This window comes from Bradyrhizobium sp. LTSP857 (assembly GCF_000938285.1).
GTDB lineage: Bacteria > Pseudomonadota > Alphaproteobacteria > Rhizobiales > Xanthobacteraceae > Bradyrhizobium.
This window is the reverse complement of record NZ_JYMS01000010.1, coordinates 45,139-62,659: the sequence shown is the minus strand read 5'-3', so window position 1 is coordinate 62,659 and position 17,521 is coordinate 45,139. Positions and strand designations below refer to the sequence as shown.

General features: G+C 61.0%; 13 protein-coding genes. 4 read left to right on the top strand and 9 right to left on the bottom strand.

Annotated features, from left to right (window positions below; all coding sequences use genetic code 11):
• Positions 1 to 6: 6 nt before the first annotated feature.
• The 5 genes from UP06_RS06040 to UP06_RS06020 form a co-directional block, all read right to left on the bottom strand.
• A complete protein-coding gene (locus UP06_RS06040) occupies positions 7 to 714 on the bottom strand; it encodes a glutathione S-transferase family protein (RefSeq protein ID WP_045001550.1) in 708 nt (235 codons plus the stop codon).
• 244 nt (positions 715 to 958) lie between these two features.
• Positions 959 to 2,674: a dihydroxy-acid dehydratase gene (locus UP06_RS06035; protein ID WP_045001362.1), complete on the bottom strand. Its 1,716-nt coding sequence runs from the start codon at positions 2,672 to 2,674 to the stop codon at positions 959 to 961.
• A 49-nt stretch (positions 2,675 to 2,723) separates the two neighbouring features.
• Positions 2,724 to 3,266 (bottom strand): MFS transporter, encoded by a 543-nt coding sequence (locus UP06_RS06030; protein WP_245305414.1) that lies wholly within the window; start codon positions 3,264 to 3,266, stop codon positions 2,724 to 2,726.
• A 279-nt stretch (positions 3,267 to 3,545) separates the two neighbouring features.
• A complete protein-coding gene (locus UP06_RS06025; protein WP_045001361.1) occupies positions 3,546 to 3,857 on the bottom strand; it encodes a DUF736 domain-containing protein in 312 nt (103 codons plus the stop codon).
• Between the two features lie 772 nt (positions 3,858 to 4,629).
• Positions 4,630 to 4,932 (bottom strand): hypothetical protein, encoded by a 303-nt coding sequence (locus UP06_RS06020; RefSeq protein ID WP_045001360.1) that lies wholly within the window; start codon positions 4,930 to 4,932, stop codon positions 4,630 to 4,632.
• A gap of 240 nt (positions 4,933 to 5,172) precedes the next feature.
• Between UP06_RS06020 and UP06_RS06015 the strand changes: the two genes are divergently transcribed.
• Entirely contained in the window at positions 5,173 to 5,850 is a 678-nt protein-coding gene (locus tag UP06_RS06015; RefSeq protein WP_045001359.1) for a hypothetical protein, read from the top strand.
• A complete protein-coding gene (locus tag UP06_RS06010) occupies positions 5,843 to 6,580 on the top strand; it encodes an RES family NAD+ phosphorylase (protein WP_045001358.1) in 738 nt (245 codons plus the stop codon). Before UP06_RS06015 ends, UP06_RS06010 begins: the two co-directional genes overlap by 8 nt.
• 654 nt (positions 6,581 to 7,234) lie before the next feature.
• Here the strand turns inward: UP06_RS06010 and UP06_RS06005 are convergent.
• Together UP06_RS06005 and UP06_RS06000 are read right to left on the bottom strand one after the other, a co-directional pair.
• The gene (locus UP06_RS06005) at positions 7,235 to 8,170 is read right to left on the bottom strand and encodes a DUF2493 domain-containing protein (RefSeq protein WP_045001546.1); all 936 of its coding nucleotides are present in this window, start codon (positions 8,168 to 8,170) and stop codon (positions 7,235 to 7,237) included.
• A gap of 317 nt (positions 8,171 to 8,487) precedes the next feature.
• Positions 8,488 to 9,549, bottom strand: coding sequence for a DUF7146 domain-containing protein (locus UP06_RS06000; protein ID WP_045001356.1), 1,062 nt, complete (start codon positions 9,547 to 9,549; stop codon positions 8,488 to 8,490).
• A 2,124-nt stretch (positions 9,550 to 11,673) separates the two neighbouring features.
• Between UP06_RS06000 and UP06_RS05995 the strand changes: the two genes are divergently transcribed.
• A complete protein-coding gene (locus tag UP06_RS05995; RefSeq protein ID WP_050031560.1) occupies positions 11,674 to 12,960 on the top strand; it encodes a site-specific integrase in 1,287 nt (428 codons plus the stop codon).
• An 82-nt stretch (positions 12,961 to 13,042) separates the two neighbouring features.
• On the opposite strand, the gene UP06_RS05990 is transcribed toward UP06_RS05995, so the two are convergent.
• The gene (locus tag UP06_RS05990) at positions 13,043 to 13,825 is read right to left on the bottom strand and encodes an enoyl-CoA hydratase/isomerase family protein (protein ID WP_045001355.1); all 783 of its coding nucleotides are present in this window, start codon (positions 13,823 to 13,825) and stop codon (positions 13,043 to 13,045) included.
• A gap of 165 nt (positions 13,826 to 13,990) precedes the next feature.
• Between UP06_RS05990 and UP06_RS05985 the strand changes: the two genes are divergently transcribed.
• Positions 13,991 to 15,373, top strand: coding sequence for a caspase family protein (locus UP06_RS05985; protein WP_197087128.1), 1,383 nt, complete (start codon positions 13,991 to 13,993; stop codon positions 15,371 to 15,373).
• Here UP06_RS05985 and UP06_RS05980 read toward each other — a convergent pair.
• Positions 15,370 to 17,463: a molybdopterin-dependent oxidoreductase gene (locus UP06_RS05980; RefSeq protein WP_045001353.1), complete on the bottom strand. Its 2,094-nt coding sequence runs from the start codon at positions 17,461 to 17,463 to the stop codon at positions 15,370 to 15,372. The two genes, UP06_RS05985 and UP06_RS05980, sit on opposite strands and share 4 nt — an antisense overlap.
• Positions 17,464 to 17,521: the final 58 nt, after the last annotated feature.

Here is a 17,521-nt window from a genome sequence, read left to right as displayed (position 1 = left end):
TCGTCCTCAGCTTTGCGATGATGCAGCGGCTCTGCTTGCGCCGAACAGCTGCCGGTGAGCCTGCTCGTCGAGCGGTGTTTCGATCGCGATGTCTTTCAGCAGGTCCATGCCGCGCCCGACGGCGGGACGTTCGGAGACTCTGGCGAGCCAGCCTTTGACCGCGGGAAAATCATCCAACGTCTGCCCCTGCCGGCGATGCCGGCAAATCCAGGGAAACGTCGCCATGTCGGCGATGCTGTAGGCGCCACCAGCGATCCAGTCGCGCCCTGCAAGCCGCCGCTCCAGCACACCATAGAGACGCGTTGCTTCCGTGGTATAGCGCTCGACCGCATAGGCGACGCTCTCCTTGGCATAACGCCGGAAATGGGTGGCCTGCCCCAGCATCGGCCCGAGACTGCTGCACTGAAAGAACAGCCATTCCAGCGTCTCGGTGCGGCCGATGTGATCGCCGGGAAGAAATTTTCCATATTTTTCGGCGAGATAGAGCAGAATTGCGCCAGTCTCGAAGACCGAAACCGGCCCTCCCTCGCGCAGCACTTCATCGTCGGTGATGGCGGGAATCTTGTTGTTGAGGCTGATCGCCAGGAAATCCGGCGCGAACTGCGAGCCTCGCAGGATATTGATCGGCGTGACGCCATAGGGCGCGCCGATCTCCTCGAGCATGATCTGCACCTTCTGGCCATTTGGCGTCGGCCACGTGAAGAGCTGGATCATCCTGATGTCTCCGGAGCGCGGCATCATTGCCGGTGCCGGAAAACCTAGGATAAAACGGAGAAACTGCACAAGAGCTCTATAGCTCTTTTTGTAGGCGCCGTAGCTGCTTCTTTAGTCAGCCGCCATGGCGAGGCCCATGCGATGGGGCATGCCATTCGGCGATCCCTGCGTGTTCAACTCCAAATCCGCACATCGACAAATCTGCCGGCGCTGTTCGCGACGCTCGGGGGGATCTGTAATTCGGTCAATCGCGCGTGGGATGCGCGGTCAGGCTGCGGAAGTCGCAACCCTCGTCTGCCAGAAGAATTTCACGGTGAAAGAGGCGCGCATAGCCTCGAGGTGGAACAGAGGCCGCAAGCTTTGTGGTTTGGCGTCGCTGTGCCAGCTCCGCTTCATCCACCAAAAGATCGATCCGGCGGTCCGCCACCGAGATACGAATGCGATCGCCTGTCCTGACGAAGGCGAGAGGTCCTCCGGACGCCGCGTCCGGTGTCACATGCAGCACGATGGTGCCGTACGCTGTTCCCGACATGCGCGCGTCCGAAATGCGGACCATGTCCTTGATGCCGGCGCGGGCTAGTTTCTGCGGGATCGGCAGATAACCTGCCTCAGGCATGGCGGTGGGGGAGAGCGGCCCGGCATTCTGCAAGACGAGAAAGTCGTCGGGCTCGACATCGAGATCGGGATCGTCGATCCGCGCCGCGAGGTCCTCCAAAGACGTGAAGACGATGGCGCGGGCCTCCTTTTCGAACAGCGCCGGATCGGCCGCCGCCCGTTTCAGAATGGCTCCTCGTGGTGCCAGCGAGCCGAACAGGGCCACAAGTCCGCCCACGGGTTGCAGCGGTGCGTCGAGGGTGCGGACGACGTTTCGGTCTACATATCGGGCTTCCGCCGCGAGGCGTTGCTCGAGCGTTTCACCAGTCACGGTCATGCAGTCGAGATGAAGAAGCGGCTTCAACTCGCGCAACACGGCACCGATTCCACCTGCCTCGTGCAGATCTTCCATGTAGAAGGGCCCCGTGGGCTTCAGATCCACCAGCACGGGTGTCGTGTCAGACAGCTCGTTCATCCGCTCGAGCGAGACCTTGATTCCCGCGCGTCCAGCGATGGCGGTCAGATGGATGATGGCATTGGTGGAGCCCCCAATGGCGAGCAGCACCCGTATCGCGTTCTCGATTGATTTCTCAGTGATGACGTCGCCGATGCGGATTCCGGTGCGCAGCAGGTTCATAGCCGCGGCGCCGGTCGCCTCAGCGGCGCGTAGACGGTCGGCATGGACGGCCGGGATGGTCGCGGTCCCGGGCAGCATCATACCGAGCGCCTCTGAGAGCGACGCCATCGTGGAAGCGGTTCCCATCACCGCGCAGGTGCCGGCGGTCGCGACGAGTTGGCCTTCAACCTCGTCGATCTCGTCTTGATTTAATTCGCCCGCCCGGAATCGCGCCCAGAAGCGACGGCAATCTGTGCACGCTCCGAGGCGTTCCCCGCGCCAGCGGTTGGTGGATTGCGGGCCCGTGACCAACTGTATCGCCGGGAGGCCGGCCGACAGCGCGCCCATGAGCTGAGCCGGTACGGTCTTGTCGCAGCCGCCGATGAGCACGACTGCATCCATCGGCTGGCCACGGACCATCTCCTCCGTGTCCATCGCCATGAGGTTTCGAAAGAACAGAGCAGTTGGGTTCAGATAAGGTTCACCGAGCGAAATCGTCGGAAACTCGAGCGGCAGCCCGCCGGCTGCCAGGACGCCACGCTTCACCGCTTGTACGAGATCAGGCACGCTGCGGTGGCAGTTGTTGAACTCGCTGTAGGTGGATGCGATGCCCACCACCGGCTTGCGCAGCATCGATGTCGAGTATCCCATCGAACGGGCATTGGCGAGGCGCAGATACCGCGCGAAATCGCTGTCGCCGTAATTTGTCAGGCCGCGTGAAAGACCCGGATGACGGCCATCTTCAGACATGTTTCTCTCCTTGTTCGCCGTATGCGAAAAAAGTTCGTTGCCTCGGCGCTCAAGCCTTGATCGTCTGGTCGGAGGCTGCTGCCAGCGGCTCGCGCATGGTCAGGACGACGAGGAGCGTCAGGAGCGAGGTCGACGCCAGGAAGAGGAACACCGCGTCCCAGCTCGCCCAGTCGAGAACGACCCCGACGACGAAAGGCGCGAACGCACCGCCGAGTGACCCGCCCGTGTTGACGATTGCCGCCGCGAGGGGTGTCTTCTCCTTGGTGGTGAGCCCCATTGGGTAGACCAGAAACGTCGAGTAGCCGAGATTGAGCAGAATCCCGGTGGCCGTGAACAGCAGCGCCAACAGCCAGGGATCGGCCGGCGAGTAGATCAGCCCATACATCGTGACAATGGTCGAGGCCGCCGTGAGCAGCATCATCGGCTTGCGACGGCCACCAAGCAGCCGGTCCGAGATGAGCCCACCGAGAACGTTGCCCAGCACTGCGCCGATCCACGGCGTGGAGGCGACGAACCCCATCGCGAAGAGCGGATATTTCTTTACGTTCACCAGATAGGTCGGCACCCAGGTCACAAGGGCAAGGGCGGCCAAACGCGGAGGGGGATCACCCGCCTGATAAGGGCGCGCTTGATAAGCGCGCGTCTGCACGCGCCCTGACGACCGTGGTCGTCATGAAGATCCATGGCGCGGAAGACCGGGGATACCGGTTCGGCCGGCACGCGCAGCGTGCTTCACCCTTGCCCGCGCGAGGGCGGAGCCCTTAGCGATTCACTCCCAAAAATCAATGCTCTTCCTGCTTCCCTGCAAGGCGGCAGCAGAAACGCAAAAAGCCCCGCCTCCTGAGAGGCGGGGCGGATGATCCGGATGGGATCAGTCGCCGTTGCGGCGGGACCAGATGAGGGTGAAGCCCTCGTCGCCCTCGACTTTCACCAGCGAGGCGTAGATCGGCGCCGGGAAGCTCGGATCGTCGAGCTTGACCGAGAGGTATTCGCGTTCGGTCTCGCGGGCGGTCTTCTTCCAGGCGGCACCGAATTCGGTGGTACCGGCGAAGATGCGAAAGTCGGGCGCCTTGTCGTTGTCCTTCTCAGATGCGACGAACCTGGCCTTGATGTTCAGCGTCAGCGTCTTGATGAAGCCGATGTAGCCGTTGTCCGAAGCGGTGAAGGTGCCGATGGTAGCCATGGTAAGTCTCCGTTTGTTGCTCGGGCCGCGCCCATCGCAGCCTCGATGGCGATCCTTGGTCCGGGGAGCGATCGGCCCGCAGCCGTCAGGCCCGCAGCGCAGCGGAGGACGGCGTCAGCCTGCTTTTTTGTTTCCGCGAGGAATGCCGCCCCTTTGCGGCAGGGGAAAAAAGCAGGCGTAGCCGTTGCGGGAAGGCGATCGAGGCTCTTGCCGTCCCTCGGGCCTGATCAGCCCATTCGAGGTTGCGTTGGACACTGCCCGTGAACGAACTGACGGAGACAACCATGGCTACCGGCATTCAAGTAGCACAAGGATGTGGCTTGATCGGTCGAACACATGCTGACATCGGCGCATCAACGGCGGTAAAGACGCGCAAGAGGGAGCGATGAGCGACCAATTTCGCATTCTGTCGTGGCGCATCGGAGTGCCACTGGAAGGAACTGCCGCCGAAAGACCATCCGAACGAGGCAGTCATTCGTTGATCAAGGACCGGCCAAAGTCACATCGTCGTTGATGAGGCGAGCTAGACGACAATTCCATGTTAGCGGTTCGCTGCGATCGGCACAGATCGGAAGGTCCCGTATTCCGTCGTCCAGGTGTGGGCTTGCGTCTGTAAGTCTCTGCCTTTGCATCAATTGAATCGGCCGCGCGCCGAGGCGCGCGGCCGAAATTTTTGTTAGTTGGTCGGGGGCCTGACCAAGAACTCACTCGGCAACCTCCGAATAAGCATCACCACCTTGGGTGTCGATGCGCTCCTGCGGCTTTGCCGACCTCAGTAGGGAAGGCAGCCAGTTGCAGCCAGCAACTGTTCGGCCGCTTCCGCCATATCGACCTTCTTCATATCCGCCATTCGCTCGGCAGCCTCGCCGCTCCCGGCTTCGCAGACTGCCTCCAGAATTCGTGACTTGGTGACGCGACCAAGATAGCTGCGCACGGTTGGCCGCCAGTGGCCGGTCATGTCGAGGGAAATGGATTCCGCCAGCCGGTCGGCTGTTGCCAAAGCGCGCGGTCTCCGCTCCCACGGCAGCTTAACCGCGTTGTCGGTCAGCGCGACACAATGGGCGAATAGGACCATGCGGCTGTCGTGATCAAGCTCAGTTACGAATGCCCATAGGGCCGTGACGTCGTGCGGTATCTGCCTTGCCCAATTGCCCGGCTTGTGAGTTGGTCGATTGCCAACCCCAAAGGGCGGGGAGGGAACCAGCGTCGGCGCCTTGAGTCGTTCTGAACGAGCTCTTTGCCAATGGCTTTGGAAGGTTCTTGATTATTTCGATTATTGTACCATACTGATAACCTAAATAACCAGAATGAAGCCATGACCGCAGAAAAAGCGCTTGAGCGCTCGGGTGTTGGAACCGTTACCGGAACCCCCGACGAAGTCCGAAAAAAACTTGCCCACCTGCGGGTGGATCAAGTTGTTGCTTTGACACTGATGCATAGCAACAAGGCGCATGCTCACGTGCTCTTAGACGCAGTTGTCGGCTTAGCCGCGCTGATCCCTGGCATCATTGAGCGTCGTCACGAGGCGAAATACCAGTCGATCATCGAGGCCATAGTTCCCGACGTCCCCCTACCCCAGCACAAACTGATTGAGGCCCGGATGACGGCCGAAGCCCGCAAGGGCGTGCTGGAGACAGGAGAATGGATGACGGCAGCGGAGGTCGCGGAGATGGCTGGGTTTAGTGCGAGCAATCCCAGCGCTCAACCGAACAAATGGAAGAAGGATGGGCAGATCTTCGCCCTGCGTCATCACGGAGTAGACTATTTTCCGGGCTACGCATTCGGTCCATCGACAGATTATCGGCCGGCGAAGGACCTAGCACGAGTGCTGGAGGTCTTCCGCGGAAAGAAGGACGATTGGGGCCTCGCCTATTGGTTTGCGTCGGCCAACAGCTTCCTTGGTGGTAAGCGGCCGCAGGACTTGCTGATTAGCAAGCCTGATCGCGTCGTTGCAGCGGCCGAGGACGAGGTGGCCGGCGTGCTCCATGGCTAAGAAGAAGTCCGGGGCACGCCGCTCAACTGCCCGACCGAAGGCAGCCAGGCCATCGCCAGCCCCGCCTTCGTCAGCCCCGCCGTCGGTCGCACCGACTCCGCCCGGCGATCTCGCCAATCTGGTGAACATGACGACCTGGCCGAAAGGCCAAGTCATTCATCGTATCCACCCGAACATCTATGGCAACAGCCAGTTCAATCCAGGCCCGTATGGCAACGCCCGGTTCAGTCCGATCAAAGCTTCAGACGGCTCGAATATCCCTACCCTCTATGGCGGCACGACCTTCGATTGCGCCGCCATGGAGACCGTCCTTCATGATGTGCCGTTTGTCGCGGGTCTAAAAACGTTCGACAAGCAAAAGCTGGCCGGTCACGTCTATTCGCAGGTGACGCCGAAACGCGATCTCAAGCTCGTCGATCTCAGCGTGACGGCACTCAGGAAGCTCGGAATTCAACGCGGTCAGTTGATCGATACTGAAAAGGATGAATATCCGAACACCCGGGGTTGGGCCAAAGCCATTCACACTGCTTGCCCACACGCCGAAGGACTTTGCTGGGTGTCGCGCCAGGACGACCGCACGTTGGCGATCGTGCTTTTCGGCGATCGCGTCGCTACAGCGAATCTCTCTGCCGGCGGTGCTCCGCAAGACCTCTTGTCGATCGATGTCGTGTACGCGAGCCTCGTCATTCTCGCAGACAGGATCGGCGTCAACCTTGTCGACGGCAAATAGCGGCGCAACCATTCCAGCCCCCAAGAGTAACCAACGTCACATTTCGATCTGCACAATCTGTGATATAACTAATTGGCGCACTCTTTGGGGGACGATTTGCAATGCCGTAGAATATTGTCATCTTCTTCAACGGCACTGGGCAGGCCGACGGCATCAACTTCGACGAAGCTCGAACCAATCTCTATGAAGATTGTACAATTATACGCAGACGCGTTCGGCCAAAGCGGAGAGTGACCGACGCTACATCAGACCAGATTCAGAACGCACGCCTTGCGAAGATATTTTCTATCAGTTCGACGTTTCGATCCGAGCGGCCCTCGATCTGGCACTAGCAAAGAAAGGCCCGCCTATGCGTCAAGGGAGACACCTCATGCAGCCGATACCGACCGCGACACGAATGGGCGGGATATATCGCGAGGGCAACAATCGGCCCAAAAATAGGCTGAGCCCCAACTTCGACAAATCAAAGAGCCAGCAAGGTGGTGGTCCCAGCTTAACATGATGTTCCACCGCGGATTTCGATCTATGGGTCCAAACGCAATGAAAGCGGGAGACAAAAATAATCTCCTATCAACTGCGCTTCGATGAGGGATTTGTGAGATCTCGCGTTGTTCGCGCGAGCACACTTTGGGCTAGAGTTGAGTAGGACGGCGCTCACGCGCCGTCCTTGCCAAATTTCCAAACCGGAATGCCGAGTTTCCTCGCCTTGTCGGCGAGGTTGTCTTGAATGCCGGTGCCCGGGAAGTGCATGACTCCGATTGGCATGACTGCCAGCATGGTGTCGTTGCGCTTGAATGGTGCAGCCTTCGCATGCTTCGTCCAGTCCGGTTTGAAGGTGACCTGCAGTACCCTACGATTGCTGGCCCACTTTGCGGCGATCAATTCAGCCCCTTTCGGGGAGCCGCCGTGGAGCAGAACCATGTCGGGATGCTTTGCCCGAACCTTATCGAGCCGGTCCCAGACAAGCGAAACGTCGTTGAAGTCGAGCCCGCCGGTGAGCGCGATCTTCGGTCCGGCCGGCACCATCACCTCGGTTTCGGCCCGACGCTTGGCAGCGAGGAAATCGCGACTGTCGATCATCGCGGCGGTGAGCGTACCGCGGTTGATGACTGATCCAGAGCGCGGCCGCCACAGCGAACCAGTATGGACTTCGAAGCATTCAGCAGCCTGGTCGCGAAAGAGTTCCATGGCGTTGCGGCGCTCGACGAGCGTGACGCCCTCGGCGGTGAGCCGTTCTAGCTCGACGGATCGCACCTCCGAGCCGTCTTGCCAGCGCTGGCTCTTCTGCTGCGCCTGCTCATTTACGTCGAGCTCGCGTTCGATACGATCCACCGCACGGTGGAAGAGATTGACGGCCGACCAGAGCAAGTCGTCAAGATCTGGTTCGAGACGCGTGTCATCCAGTGTCGAGACTAGCGCATCGAAGATGTCGACGACAGCACCGGCGATCGCCTTGCCTTCTGGAAGCGGCCGTGGATCGGGTTCATCCTGCAATGGTCGATGGCCATAGAGCTGAAGCTCGTTGAGGACATGATCGGTCGGAGACGGAACGTGCGGCGGTTTGAAATCCGCGTCGTCGTGGTCGGTTATCATGGGTGAGGCCCTTTTGCTGGATCGGCCGCGCCCATCGCGGCCTTCGTGGCGATTACTTGACGGCAGGCGGAAAGGACCAGAACCCGAAGCGAAAGCGAAGGGCCGAAGCGACAGCGGAGGATGGCAGGGATGCGGCTATTTTGTTTCGCGATGCAAAGGCGCGAGGCGCGCCGGCGGAAAATAGCCGCAACCTCTGCCATTGCAGGGCCGCACCCGCCTGCCGTCCGATCGCCTTTTAGAAGGCCTGGGGCGCGCTCTGTCCGGCGGCCACGCCCCCCAACAACCGATCGCGACGGCCTCTAAGCGACCCACGTTCAACCGGTCTCGGCAGCCGTCAACGACATGAACCGCACGACGTCCTGCGGAGCGAGTTGTTCACGCAAGACCGCTCGAAGCTTATCGATACCAAAAGTGAGCAGATCTTCGTTGAAGTCCCCAAGCCGGGGCAACAGTGGTATCGCCTCGATACCGGCGTCTAAGGCGCGTTTGGTCAAGGCGGCAACCGCGAAGTCGCCGGCCCCATCACGATCTTGCGCGATATAGAGTCGGCGCAGCTGCAGCGGAAGCAGCAGAGCAGCTACATGGTTTGCGGACAGCGCGGCAACCATTGGCAGCGTGGGAGCTACGCAGCGAAGCGACAGTATGGTCTCGATGCCCTCTCCTGCCACCAGCACGTCGTCGACCGTCCCGAATCGAACCGCGTTACCGAGAAGGTAACCCATGGACCGTCGCGGTGTATCGATCGGCGCCTTACCTAGGCGCACAATGTCGAAGCCATCGGGATCGAGCCAGGTGCGATGCGCGCCGGTGATCCGACCATCAAGACCTGTGACGCGTGCGATCAATGCCGGCCAGATCTCGGTGGGCGCACCCTCATCGGGTCGGTAATAGCAGCGCGGATGGAAGCGCAGCGCACCATCGTCGCGTGACGCAAAAATGCCCCGATTGCGCAAATAGACCTCCGCGAGAGTTCCGGCGACTGGCTGCGAGATGGCGAAGAGCCGCCGGGCCGCCTCGGCCGAACCGACTGGCGCTCTGCTGTGCGCGACGTTCGACGACGGCTCGGCATTGGAGCGAGGCAAATTGAGAAAGCGGCGAGCCTCATTCGCCACGTCGCGGAAGTCGAGGAGCCCACAGCATTCGCGAATGACGTCAAGCAAGTCACCATGCTCGCCCGTTGCAGCGTCAGTCCACTTCCCAGCCGGCCCCCTGGGCGTGTCCTGCAATCGGACGAACATCGAACGTCCCGGTGTATTACTAGCATTGCCAACCAACCAATAGCGGCCTTGACGCCGACCGTTCGACAGATAGTGGCGGCACACCGCCTCGGCATCGCGCGCGAGGCGGTACGCCAGTTCGGAAGCGTCGCGTGTCATCGCGCATCCTCCCGCTGGCAGATATGCTCGACCGCATAGCGCTCCGGCGCCACTTTATTGAACGCAAGCTCGCGGGATGAGGACAAAGTGATCTCTTGGACAGCTTCCTTCATTTCGATTCTCCACGCCGGGTGGCCGAGAGCCTCTCTCTCGGCTTCCAACCCGTCGCGAACATCCGCCCACCCCTCTCACTCTTCCTCCGAGCAGCGAAGAGGTACTTCAAGCCGCCTCGCACTCCGCACTCTCACCTGCTATGTCGGCAGCGAGACCTGACAGAAAGCCGACTATGTAATCCGCCGCTTTTTCCGGCTTGGCTTGCCGCGTGGACAACCGTCCGATTGTCCTCACGCAGCACCTCAAGTCATGGCACACGGCAGGCCTCTACTTCGGCGATGATCTTGTCAGTGATTTCGTCGCGGAGGCTCGCCGGCCCTCGCCGTCGCGCCCAAGCAGATATATCTGGACATCACGTCTGTCCGCGACGGGCGCGGCGAGCCTTTCTCGCAGCTTCCAATTCGACAGCGAGAAACAGCTCGCTCCTCTCGCTCCGTTGCTCCGCGGCGGGTACGAACCAAATCTGTTCGGGTCTTGATGGCAAGCTAGGAAAGCGCTGTGCGCACACCACTAGCTGCATCGCAGTCACTATGCCGGCCGAGCAAGCGAAGGCGCGTGACGGCGGGTCTAAAGGAGGCAGCCGCAGGAGCGTCAGCATAGCGCCGCCCTTGGGCGGGACGCGGGACCGACTGCAGTCTCGAGACCGGTTAACAAGGCACCCGCAGGAGGGTTAGCATAGCGCCGGCGCGAAACGCGACGGAACCCGGGACCGAGTGCCTCCGGCGAGAGACGCAATTTGGTGCGCGAGGGATCGAAGCCGTCGGCCGAGACGCAGCGCGGCTCGGTTCACGAGAGCCCGTTGCGGCAAATGCCGCACGCACAACCCAGATCAAAAGCGCGTCTCAACGGCACCGATGATACCCCGATCGCGCCCTCACAAACGTCGAAGAACTCCAGCCGAACCACCACAAGGAGTCCATCTATCCTGAAGTACGTGCGATGCTTATCATTCCGACAAAGAGAAGACTGCTGCGGCCTTCAATGCAAGTTGAGCAACAGGTCTGTCGGATTGAGCGCTGACAATCCATCAGAAGCAGCTGACTCTCAGCCAGTGGGCGAAGACAGCCGCTCGAGCGCCAACAGCTGACATTCGTCGTATTGCTTCACCACTGATAGATATGTCGGAGCCGAGGCGCATCGCCATTTTGCCGATCAGTCAGCTGAGCATTTGGCCAATTGCGCTGACATCGTCATATCGATCTTCGCATTTTCGCTAAACCTGTCGCTTATACCGGCGCTAGGCGCGCGGCGAGTTTGGTCCGGCAAGTGCGGCCGTTTTGGTAGCTCAGCTAGCGATCCGCAACGCCACGCGTCCCAGGTGACAGTGCTCGCGACGGCTCAGGCGTTCCTGGCACCACAAGACGGACGGGACGCGCATCTGCTATTTGCGTGATCTTGCGCCTGAGATTGTTTTGTTGAACCCGACAGTACCGACTATGCACGCGAGCGACGGCAATTGTCCCTGTTAGATTTACATCGCCCGTCCTATTTGCACGCCACGCCAGCCGATTCTCCCACGAGTTCTTTGCTCCCCTTTCTCTATGGCGCTGTCTTGCTTTCAATGTCGATGGTGTCGGCGACATGAAGGCGGGAAGCATTCGGGTGAGGGACAAGAGTTCCAGTGCAAACTGAACCAGATAGATCAGTCCCCTCTGAGCCTGTCACAGGGCGGGAGCCTCTCAACAGATCTCAGGCCTTGATGGCTTGGACTGTACATTTTGACCACTGACCAACGCTCATGGCACCTCGCCCTGCCCTTCCTGCCCGTTATCCACCTATCGGCACATGGCCTGCGCTCATGCGCGCCGACATGGCCGCTGCGTACCTCGATTATCGCGATACAGGTGAACTCGCACGCGCCGTTGGCCGCGGCGAGGCACCACCACCAGTTGGCTATCGCGGAATTGGGCGTGCGCGACACCCAATTTGGTCGAAGGCCGCTATCGATAACTTCGCGGCACCGGTGAGAACAATGGATCGAGATAGATCGGAAGATCTGATATCTCTCGTATGACGTTGTCCCAATCAAAACTTCCACGCTACTGCAGGCGAAAGCCATCAAAGAACGGTCGATGGGCATACTTCTTTGATCCGCCGAGTTGGGCCCGCAAGCAGGGCTGCCACGTCAAAGCTGAAGCGTTAGGGGAGGAGTATGCGGCCGCCGTCGAGCGAGCCGAGAATATCTTGTTACCCGCCTTCGATAGTTGGCGTTCGGGAGGTTTGACCGACATGGTTCCGCCTTCTCCTGTGCCCGGCACGTTCGACTGGCTGGCCAGTGTCTTCGAAACCCACCAAAAATGGAGGGAGATCGAGCGCAACACGCAGCGCTTATACAGGCAGGGCCTGGCACTCTTTGCCAACCAAATGCTGAAGGATGGTAGCCGCGTGGGCTCAAAGCAACTCTCTGATTTTACGAAAGGCTTCGTCGACGCAATCTACGCGAAACTGCTCGTCGTGGAACACAGGGACGCATGTGGGAATGTCATCAAGCGCGAGCGTCGTCGCTTTGCAAATGCGGCTATGGCCTCTTGCAGGCGCGCCTGGTTTGTTGGGCAGCGCGCCCAAGAAACAATAGTGCCGGCGATCAATCCATTTTCGCGGATGGGGCTCAAGACCCATGCGCCTGGCCAGCCTGCCCGGCAGACACCTACGGCGACTTGGGACGAACTCGTCGCGTTCAGAGCGGCAGCGAAGAAACTCGGGTACCGCTCGGTCGCAACTGCGGCGTTACTGACGTGGGAGTGGTTGCAACGCGAAGAGCATGTGTTCGGCGCCTTCGAAATCTCGCACTATCGGCCAACTGAGCGGCCAAACAGCGTAAGAATTGTGCATCCGAAGAATGGCGAGGAAGCTTGGTGGCCCCTATTTGACGAAATGGGCGAGCCTCTCTTCCCCGAATTGATGGCGGAGCTTGACGCCATCAAGGCAAAGACGGTTTGGGGATTGGTCTTTCGGCGCGACCATGAGCATCGTAGGTCACCTGCCCCGCTTCCATGGCCTACAGAGCGCAAAGATCTGCGATATCTTCGAAGTGTCGTAAAGAAGATCGTCGCAGCAGCTGGCCTACGCAGCGAACTCTCCTTTACCTCATTCCGCCACGGTGGTTTTACCGAAGGTGCGGACAGCGATCTCACGGATGCCGAATTGCGGGCCGCTGCCCGCCATCGATCGAGCCGCCAAATGCCTACCTATGCAAAGCGCACGCGTAAGCAGCTGATCGCAGGCTCCAAGAAGCGCCGTGAGGAGCGGGCAAAAGCAGCTCTTGCCGGTCTAGCCGCCACTCGCTCGTCGGAATGACGGCGCGGCCCGCGGCATAAGTCATTGATTTATTTGGTGGGGCGCTCCAAGCCTCGAACGGAGTACCTGCGCGGTAAGAGAGCTATTTCCCCGTCCAGGAGGGCTTGCGCTTCTCGCTGAATGCCTTCAGCCCCTCCTTGGCGTCCTCGGTCATCGCAAGCAGCGCGATCTGGCTTTCGGTGTATGCGATGCTCTCGTCGAACGACATCGACGCAATGGCGCGCATCGCATACTTGCCGCGCCGGATTGCGGTCGGCGATTTGTCGACGATGCGGCTGATCAGCCAATCGACCTTGGCGTCGAGCTCGGCGGTGGGCACGACGTAATTCAGAAGCCCCGCACCTTGCGCCGCCTTCGCATCGAACGGCTCGCCTGTGAGCGCCCATTCGTTGACGAGTCGTGGCGGCGCGATGGTCTGCAACAGGCTCAGCACCTGCATCGGAAACACGCCGACCTTCACCTCCGGCAGGCCGAAGATGACGTGATCTGCGGCAACCGCCATGTCGGTCATGCACAACAGGCCCATGCCGCCAGCCATGCAGACGCCGCCGACCCGCGCAATCGCCGGTTTCGTGGCGTTCTGTGACAAACGTAACAGATCGGCATAGTCGACATTTGGTTTGGAATGGTCCATCGCGAAAGCCGCGCCGGAATTCTGCAAGTCGGCGCCGGCGCAGAACGCCTTGTCGCCCGCGCCCGTCAGCACGATGACGCGGACGTCCTTGTCGTCATGCGCCTCGCGATATCCCTTTGTGATGCCGGCGATCACGTCGCCGTTCAGCGCGTTACGCTTCTCCGGCCGGTTGATGGTGATCCAGAACGTCTGCCCACGCTTCTCGGTAATGACGCTTGTGGTGTCGGTCATGGCGCGCTCGCTTCCTTGCTCCGTTTTGCAGCCATTTGCGGCAGGTCGGGCGGCAGGCGCAAGGGCAAATTGTCTCGCTATGTCACCATAGCGTGTGGGCGCAACTTCGCTTCGCAATTGAATTATGGGTAACGGTCGCTATCCTGACGGAGATTTTTATTACCGATGAGCCATTTCATGCGCGCCGCGGTCGTGTTGTTGCTGGCAGGCTTGATCGTCGTGAGCGGCGGCGCTGCTAGTCATGCTGCCGATGCCGCGAAGATCGCGCTCGTGATCGGCAACGCAAAATATCCCGACAATGAATTTGTGCTCAACGACGCCGCCAACGACGCGCAGGACGTCGCCAAGGAGCTGACGCGCGACGGCTTCGTCGTCGAACAGCAGATCAACCTCGCCGGCGATGTCATGCGACAAACGCTGGATCGCTTCTATGCCCGCATCGCGCCGGGCTCGGTGGCTCTGATCTTCTTCGACGGTTTTGCTATCCAGTCGAACCGTCAGACCTACCTCCTCCCGGTCGATGCGCAGATCTGGACCGAGCCGGACGTCTCGCGCGACGGCTTCAGTCTGGACGCCATTCTCGCTGAAATGAATACACGCGGCGCCGCGATCAAGATCGCGCTGATCGATGCCTCCCGCCGCAATCCGTTCGAGCGGCGCTTTCGCCGCTATTCGGCAGGCCTTGCGCCGACGATCACGCCGAGTAATTCGCTGGTGCTCTATTCCGCCGCGCTCGGCGCGGTGGTGGCGAGCGGCCAGAGCGATCACAGCCTGTTCGTCACCGAGCTGTTGCGGGAGATGCGCGCGCCCAATGTGAGCGCGGAGCAGGCGCTGACCAACACCAAGAACGGCGTGATCGGTGCGACCAACCGCGAGCAGGTGCCCTGGCTGTCGTCGTCGCTGACAACAGAGTTCTCGTTCGCCAGCATCATTACCCGGCCGCCGGACAACAAGGGAGGCGATCAGACGTCGTCGAAACCCGAGACGCAGAAGCCGGCCTGCGAGGTACCGCAGCCCGACGCGACGCCAAGCGCGGACGATCTCGCCAAGGATCCCGTGATCGCCGATCTCACCCGCAAGCTCGCGGCCAACGCCGCAGATACCGTCTCGCGCTACAAGCGCGGCCAAATCTACGCGATCAAGCGCGCCTATGCGCTGGCGATGCAGGATTTCGACGCGGTGATCCGCCTCGATCCGAAGGATGGAGAAGCGCTGAACAACCGCTGCTGGACGCGGGCCGCAACGGGCGATCTGCAAGGTGCGCTCGCCGACTGCAATCTGGCGCTTCAGGTCGATCCCGGATTGAGCGACGCGCTCGACAGCCGCGGGCTTGTCAATCTCAAGCTCGGCCGGACCGCGGACGCGATCAAGGATTATACCGATGCGATCCAGCGCAATCCACGCTCGTCATCCTCGCTGTTCGGCCGCGGCGTCGCCACCCGCAAGAGCGGCGGCGATGGCGCGACAGACATCGCGCTGGCGAAATCGATGGATCCGAACATCGCGAAGGAGTTCGCGGGCTACGGTGTCACAGAGTGCACACCTTAAGCCGCAGCGGCGGCTTTCCTGATCCAGACCTTGTTGTCGTGAAACGCGGCTCCGCCGATCGGCGCGACGGCTTCGCCGCCAGTCAGCATGTTGATGCCGCGGCCACCGATATGATTCTTGTTCGGATGAACGGACTCCGCGATCAGCACCCCGCGCCGTACGCCCTCGAAGAATACTGCGATCAGCGTCGTCTCGCCGCGCGTGTTGCCAAGCGTCACGGCATCGCCGTCGGCGATGTCGAGCGCAGCCGCGTCCATCGGATGGATCATCACACTCGCCTTGCCTTCGCGCGCTTGCGAGGACGGCGTCTCGTTGAACGAGGTATTGAGGAAGCTGCGCGAGGGGCTGGTGGCAAGCCGGAACGGATGGGCCTGGTCGGCGTGCTCGATCACGGCCCAATGGTCCGGCAGCGACGGCATCTTGTCGAACTCGCCCATCATCAAGCCGAACGGCGGATTCGCCCAGTCAGCCTTGAAGTGGAATTTCTTGTCGGCGTGGGCAAAGCCGTCGAGATAATGCGCGGTGCGGAAGTCCGGTTGCAAGTCGCGCCAGACATCGGCCTCGAGGCTAGCAATATCGCCGTGGTCACTCAGCTTCAGCGTCGCGTCGATCAATTCGCGCGGCGTCATCTCAAAACCCTGATGCTTGGCGCCAAGCCGCGGCGCCAGCGCCTGCAAGACCTGATGATTGGAGCGGCATTCGCCGGGCGGGTCGATCAGCTTGGGCCCGACCGAGATGTGCTGGTGACCGCCGCCGTAATAGAGATCGTCGTGCTCCATGAACATCGTCGCCGGCAGCACGATGTCGGCCATCTGCGCCGTCTCGGTCATGAACTGCTCGTGCACCGCGACGAACAGATCCTCGCGCGCAAAACCTTGCCGCACCAGCGCCTGCTCCGGCGCCACCGTCATGGGGTTGGTGTTCTGGATCAGCATCGCCTTGATCGGCCCCTTGCCGTGCAACGCTTCGGCGTCACCGGTGAGGATGCGGCCGATCTGCGACTGGTCGAGCGCACGGGTGGTCTTGTCGATCGCGTCGTGGCCTTCGATGATGGATTCGTTGAAGTGCCACAGCGCGTAATTGTTGAAGAAGGCGCCGCCACCTTCATACTGCCAGGCGCCGGTCACGGCGGGAATGCACAGCGCCGCATGCATCTGCGTCGCACCGTTGCGGGAGCGGGTGAAGCCGTAACCGAGGCGGAAGAAGGCCCGCTTGGTTTCACCAACGACCTTGGCAAAGGCCTCGATCTCGGACACCGGCACGCCGCAGATCGCAGACGCCCATTCGGGCGTGCGCGTCTTCAGATGCGCCTCGAGCTCGGCCGGGCAGTCCGTGTATTTGTCCATATAGGCGCGGTCGGCATAGCCGTCGCGAAACAGCACATGCATGACGCCGCAGGCGAACGCGCCGTCAGTGCCGGGCCGCAGGAGAATCTTGATGTCAGCCTGCTTCATGGTCTCGTTGTCGTAGACGTCGACCGCCGCGATCTTGGCGCCGCGCTCCTTGCGGGCACGGGCGGCGTGCGTCATCACGTTGACTTGGGTGTTGACGGGGTTGGTGCCCCAGATCACGACCAGGTCGGAGAGCGCCATCTCGCGTGGATCGACGCCAGCGATCTTGCCGGTGCCGATGGCATAACCGACGCGCGCGATGTTGGCGCAGATCGTCGAATAGAAGCGCGAATATTTCTTCACATGCGTGAGACGGTTGAGGCCATCACGCATCACCAGCCCCATCGTGCCGGCGTAGTAATAGGGCCAGATCGATTCCGCGCCGAACTCACGCTCGGCCTGGTTGAAGCGATGCCCGATCTCGTCCAGCGCCTCGTCCCACGAGATGCGCGCGAACTGGCCGGAGCCCTTCGGCCCGGTGCGGCGCATCGGATACATCAGCCGCTCCGGGTGATGGATGCGCTCGGCATAACGGGCGACCTTGGCGCAGACCACGCCGGCCGTATAGGTCTGCTTTTTCGAACCTCGGACGCGGCCGATGCTGCGGCCTTCGAGCACCTCGATATCGAGGGCGCAGGCCGAGGGGCAATCATGCGGACAGGTGGAGTGGCGGATCTCGATCTTGGCGTGCTGGTTCATGGCCAAATTCGTAACACCAAAGTACCGGCCAGCCGAGCGCATTTATCCGGCAATACCC

Excerpts from the sequence above, each read along its gene's own strand:
- UP06_RS05980 (WP_045001353.1), bottom strand. The coding sequence starts at position 17,463 with ATGAACCAGCACGCCAAGATCGAGATCCGCCACTCCACCTGTCCGCAT.
- UP06_RS06040 (WP_045001550.1), bottom strand. The coding sequence starts at position 714 with ATGATCCAGCTCTTCACGTGGCCGACGCCAAATGGCCAGAAGGTGCAG.
- UP06_RS06010 (WP_045001358.1), top strand. The coding sequence starts at position 5,843 with ATGGCTAAGAAGAAGTCCGGGGCACGCCGCTCAACTGCCCGACCGAAG.
- UP06_RS06000 (WP_045001356.1), bottom strand. The coding sequence starts at position 9,549 with ATGACACGCGACGCTTCCGAACTGGCGTACCGCCTCGCGCGCGATGCC.
- UP06_RS06025 (WP_045001361.1), bottom strand. The coding sequence starts at position 3,857 with ATGGCTACCATCGGCACCTTCACCGCTTCGGACAACGGCTACATCGGC.
- UP06_RS05995 (WP_050031560.1), top strand. The coding sequence starts at position 11,674 with ATGACGTTGTCCCAATCAAAACTTCCACGCTACTGCAGGCGAAAGCCA.
- UP06_RS05985 (WP_197087128.1), top strand. The coding sequence starts at position 13,991 with ATGAGCCATTTCATGCGCGCCGCGGTCGTGTTGTTGCTGGCAGGCTTG.
- UP06_RS05990 (WP_045001355.1), bottom strand. The coding sequence starts at position 13,825 with ATGACCGACACCACAAGCGTCATTACCGAGAAGCGTGGGCAGACGTTC.
- UP06_RS06035 (WP_045001362.1), bottom strand. The coding sequence starts at position 2,674 with ATGTCTGAAGATGGCCGTCATCCGGGTCTTTCACGCGGCCTGACAAAT.
- UP06_RS06020 (WP_045001360.1), bottom strand. The coding sequence starts at position 4,932 with ATGGTCCTATTCGCCCATTGTGTCGCGCTGACCGACAACGCGGTTAAG.
- UP06_RS06015 (WP_045001359.1), top strand. The coding sequence starts at position 5,173 with ATGACCGCAGAAAAAGCGCTTGAGCGCTCGGGTGTTGGAACCGTTACC.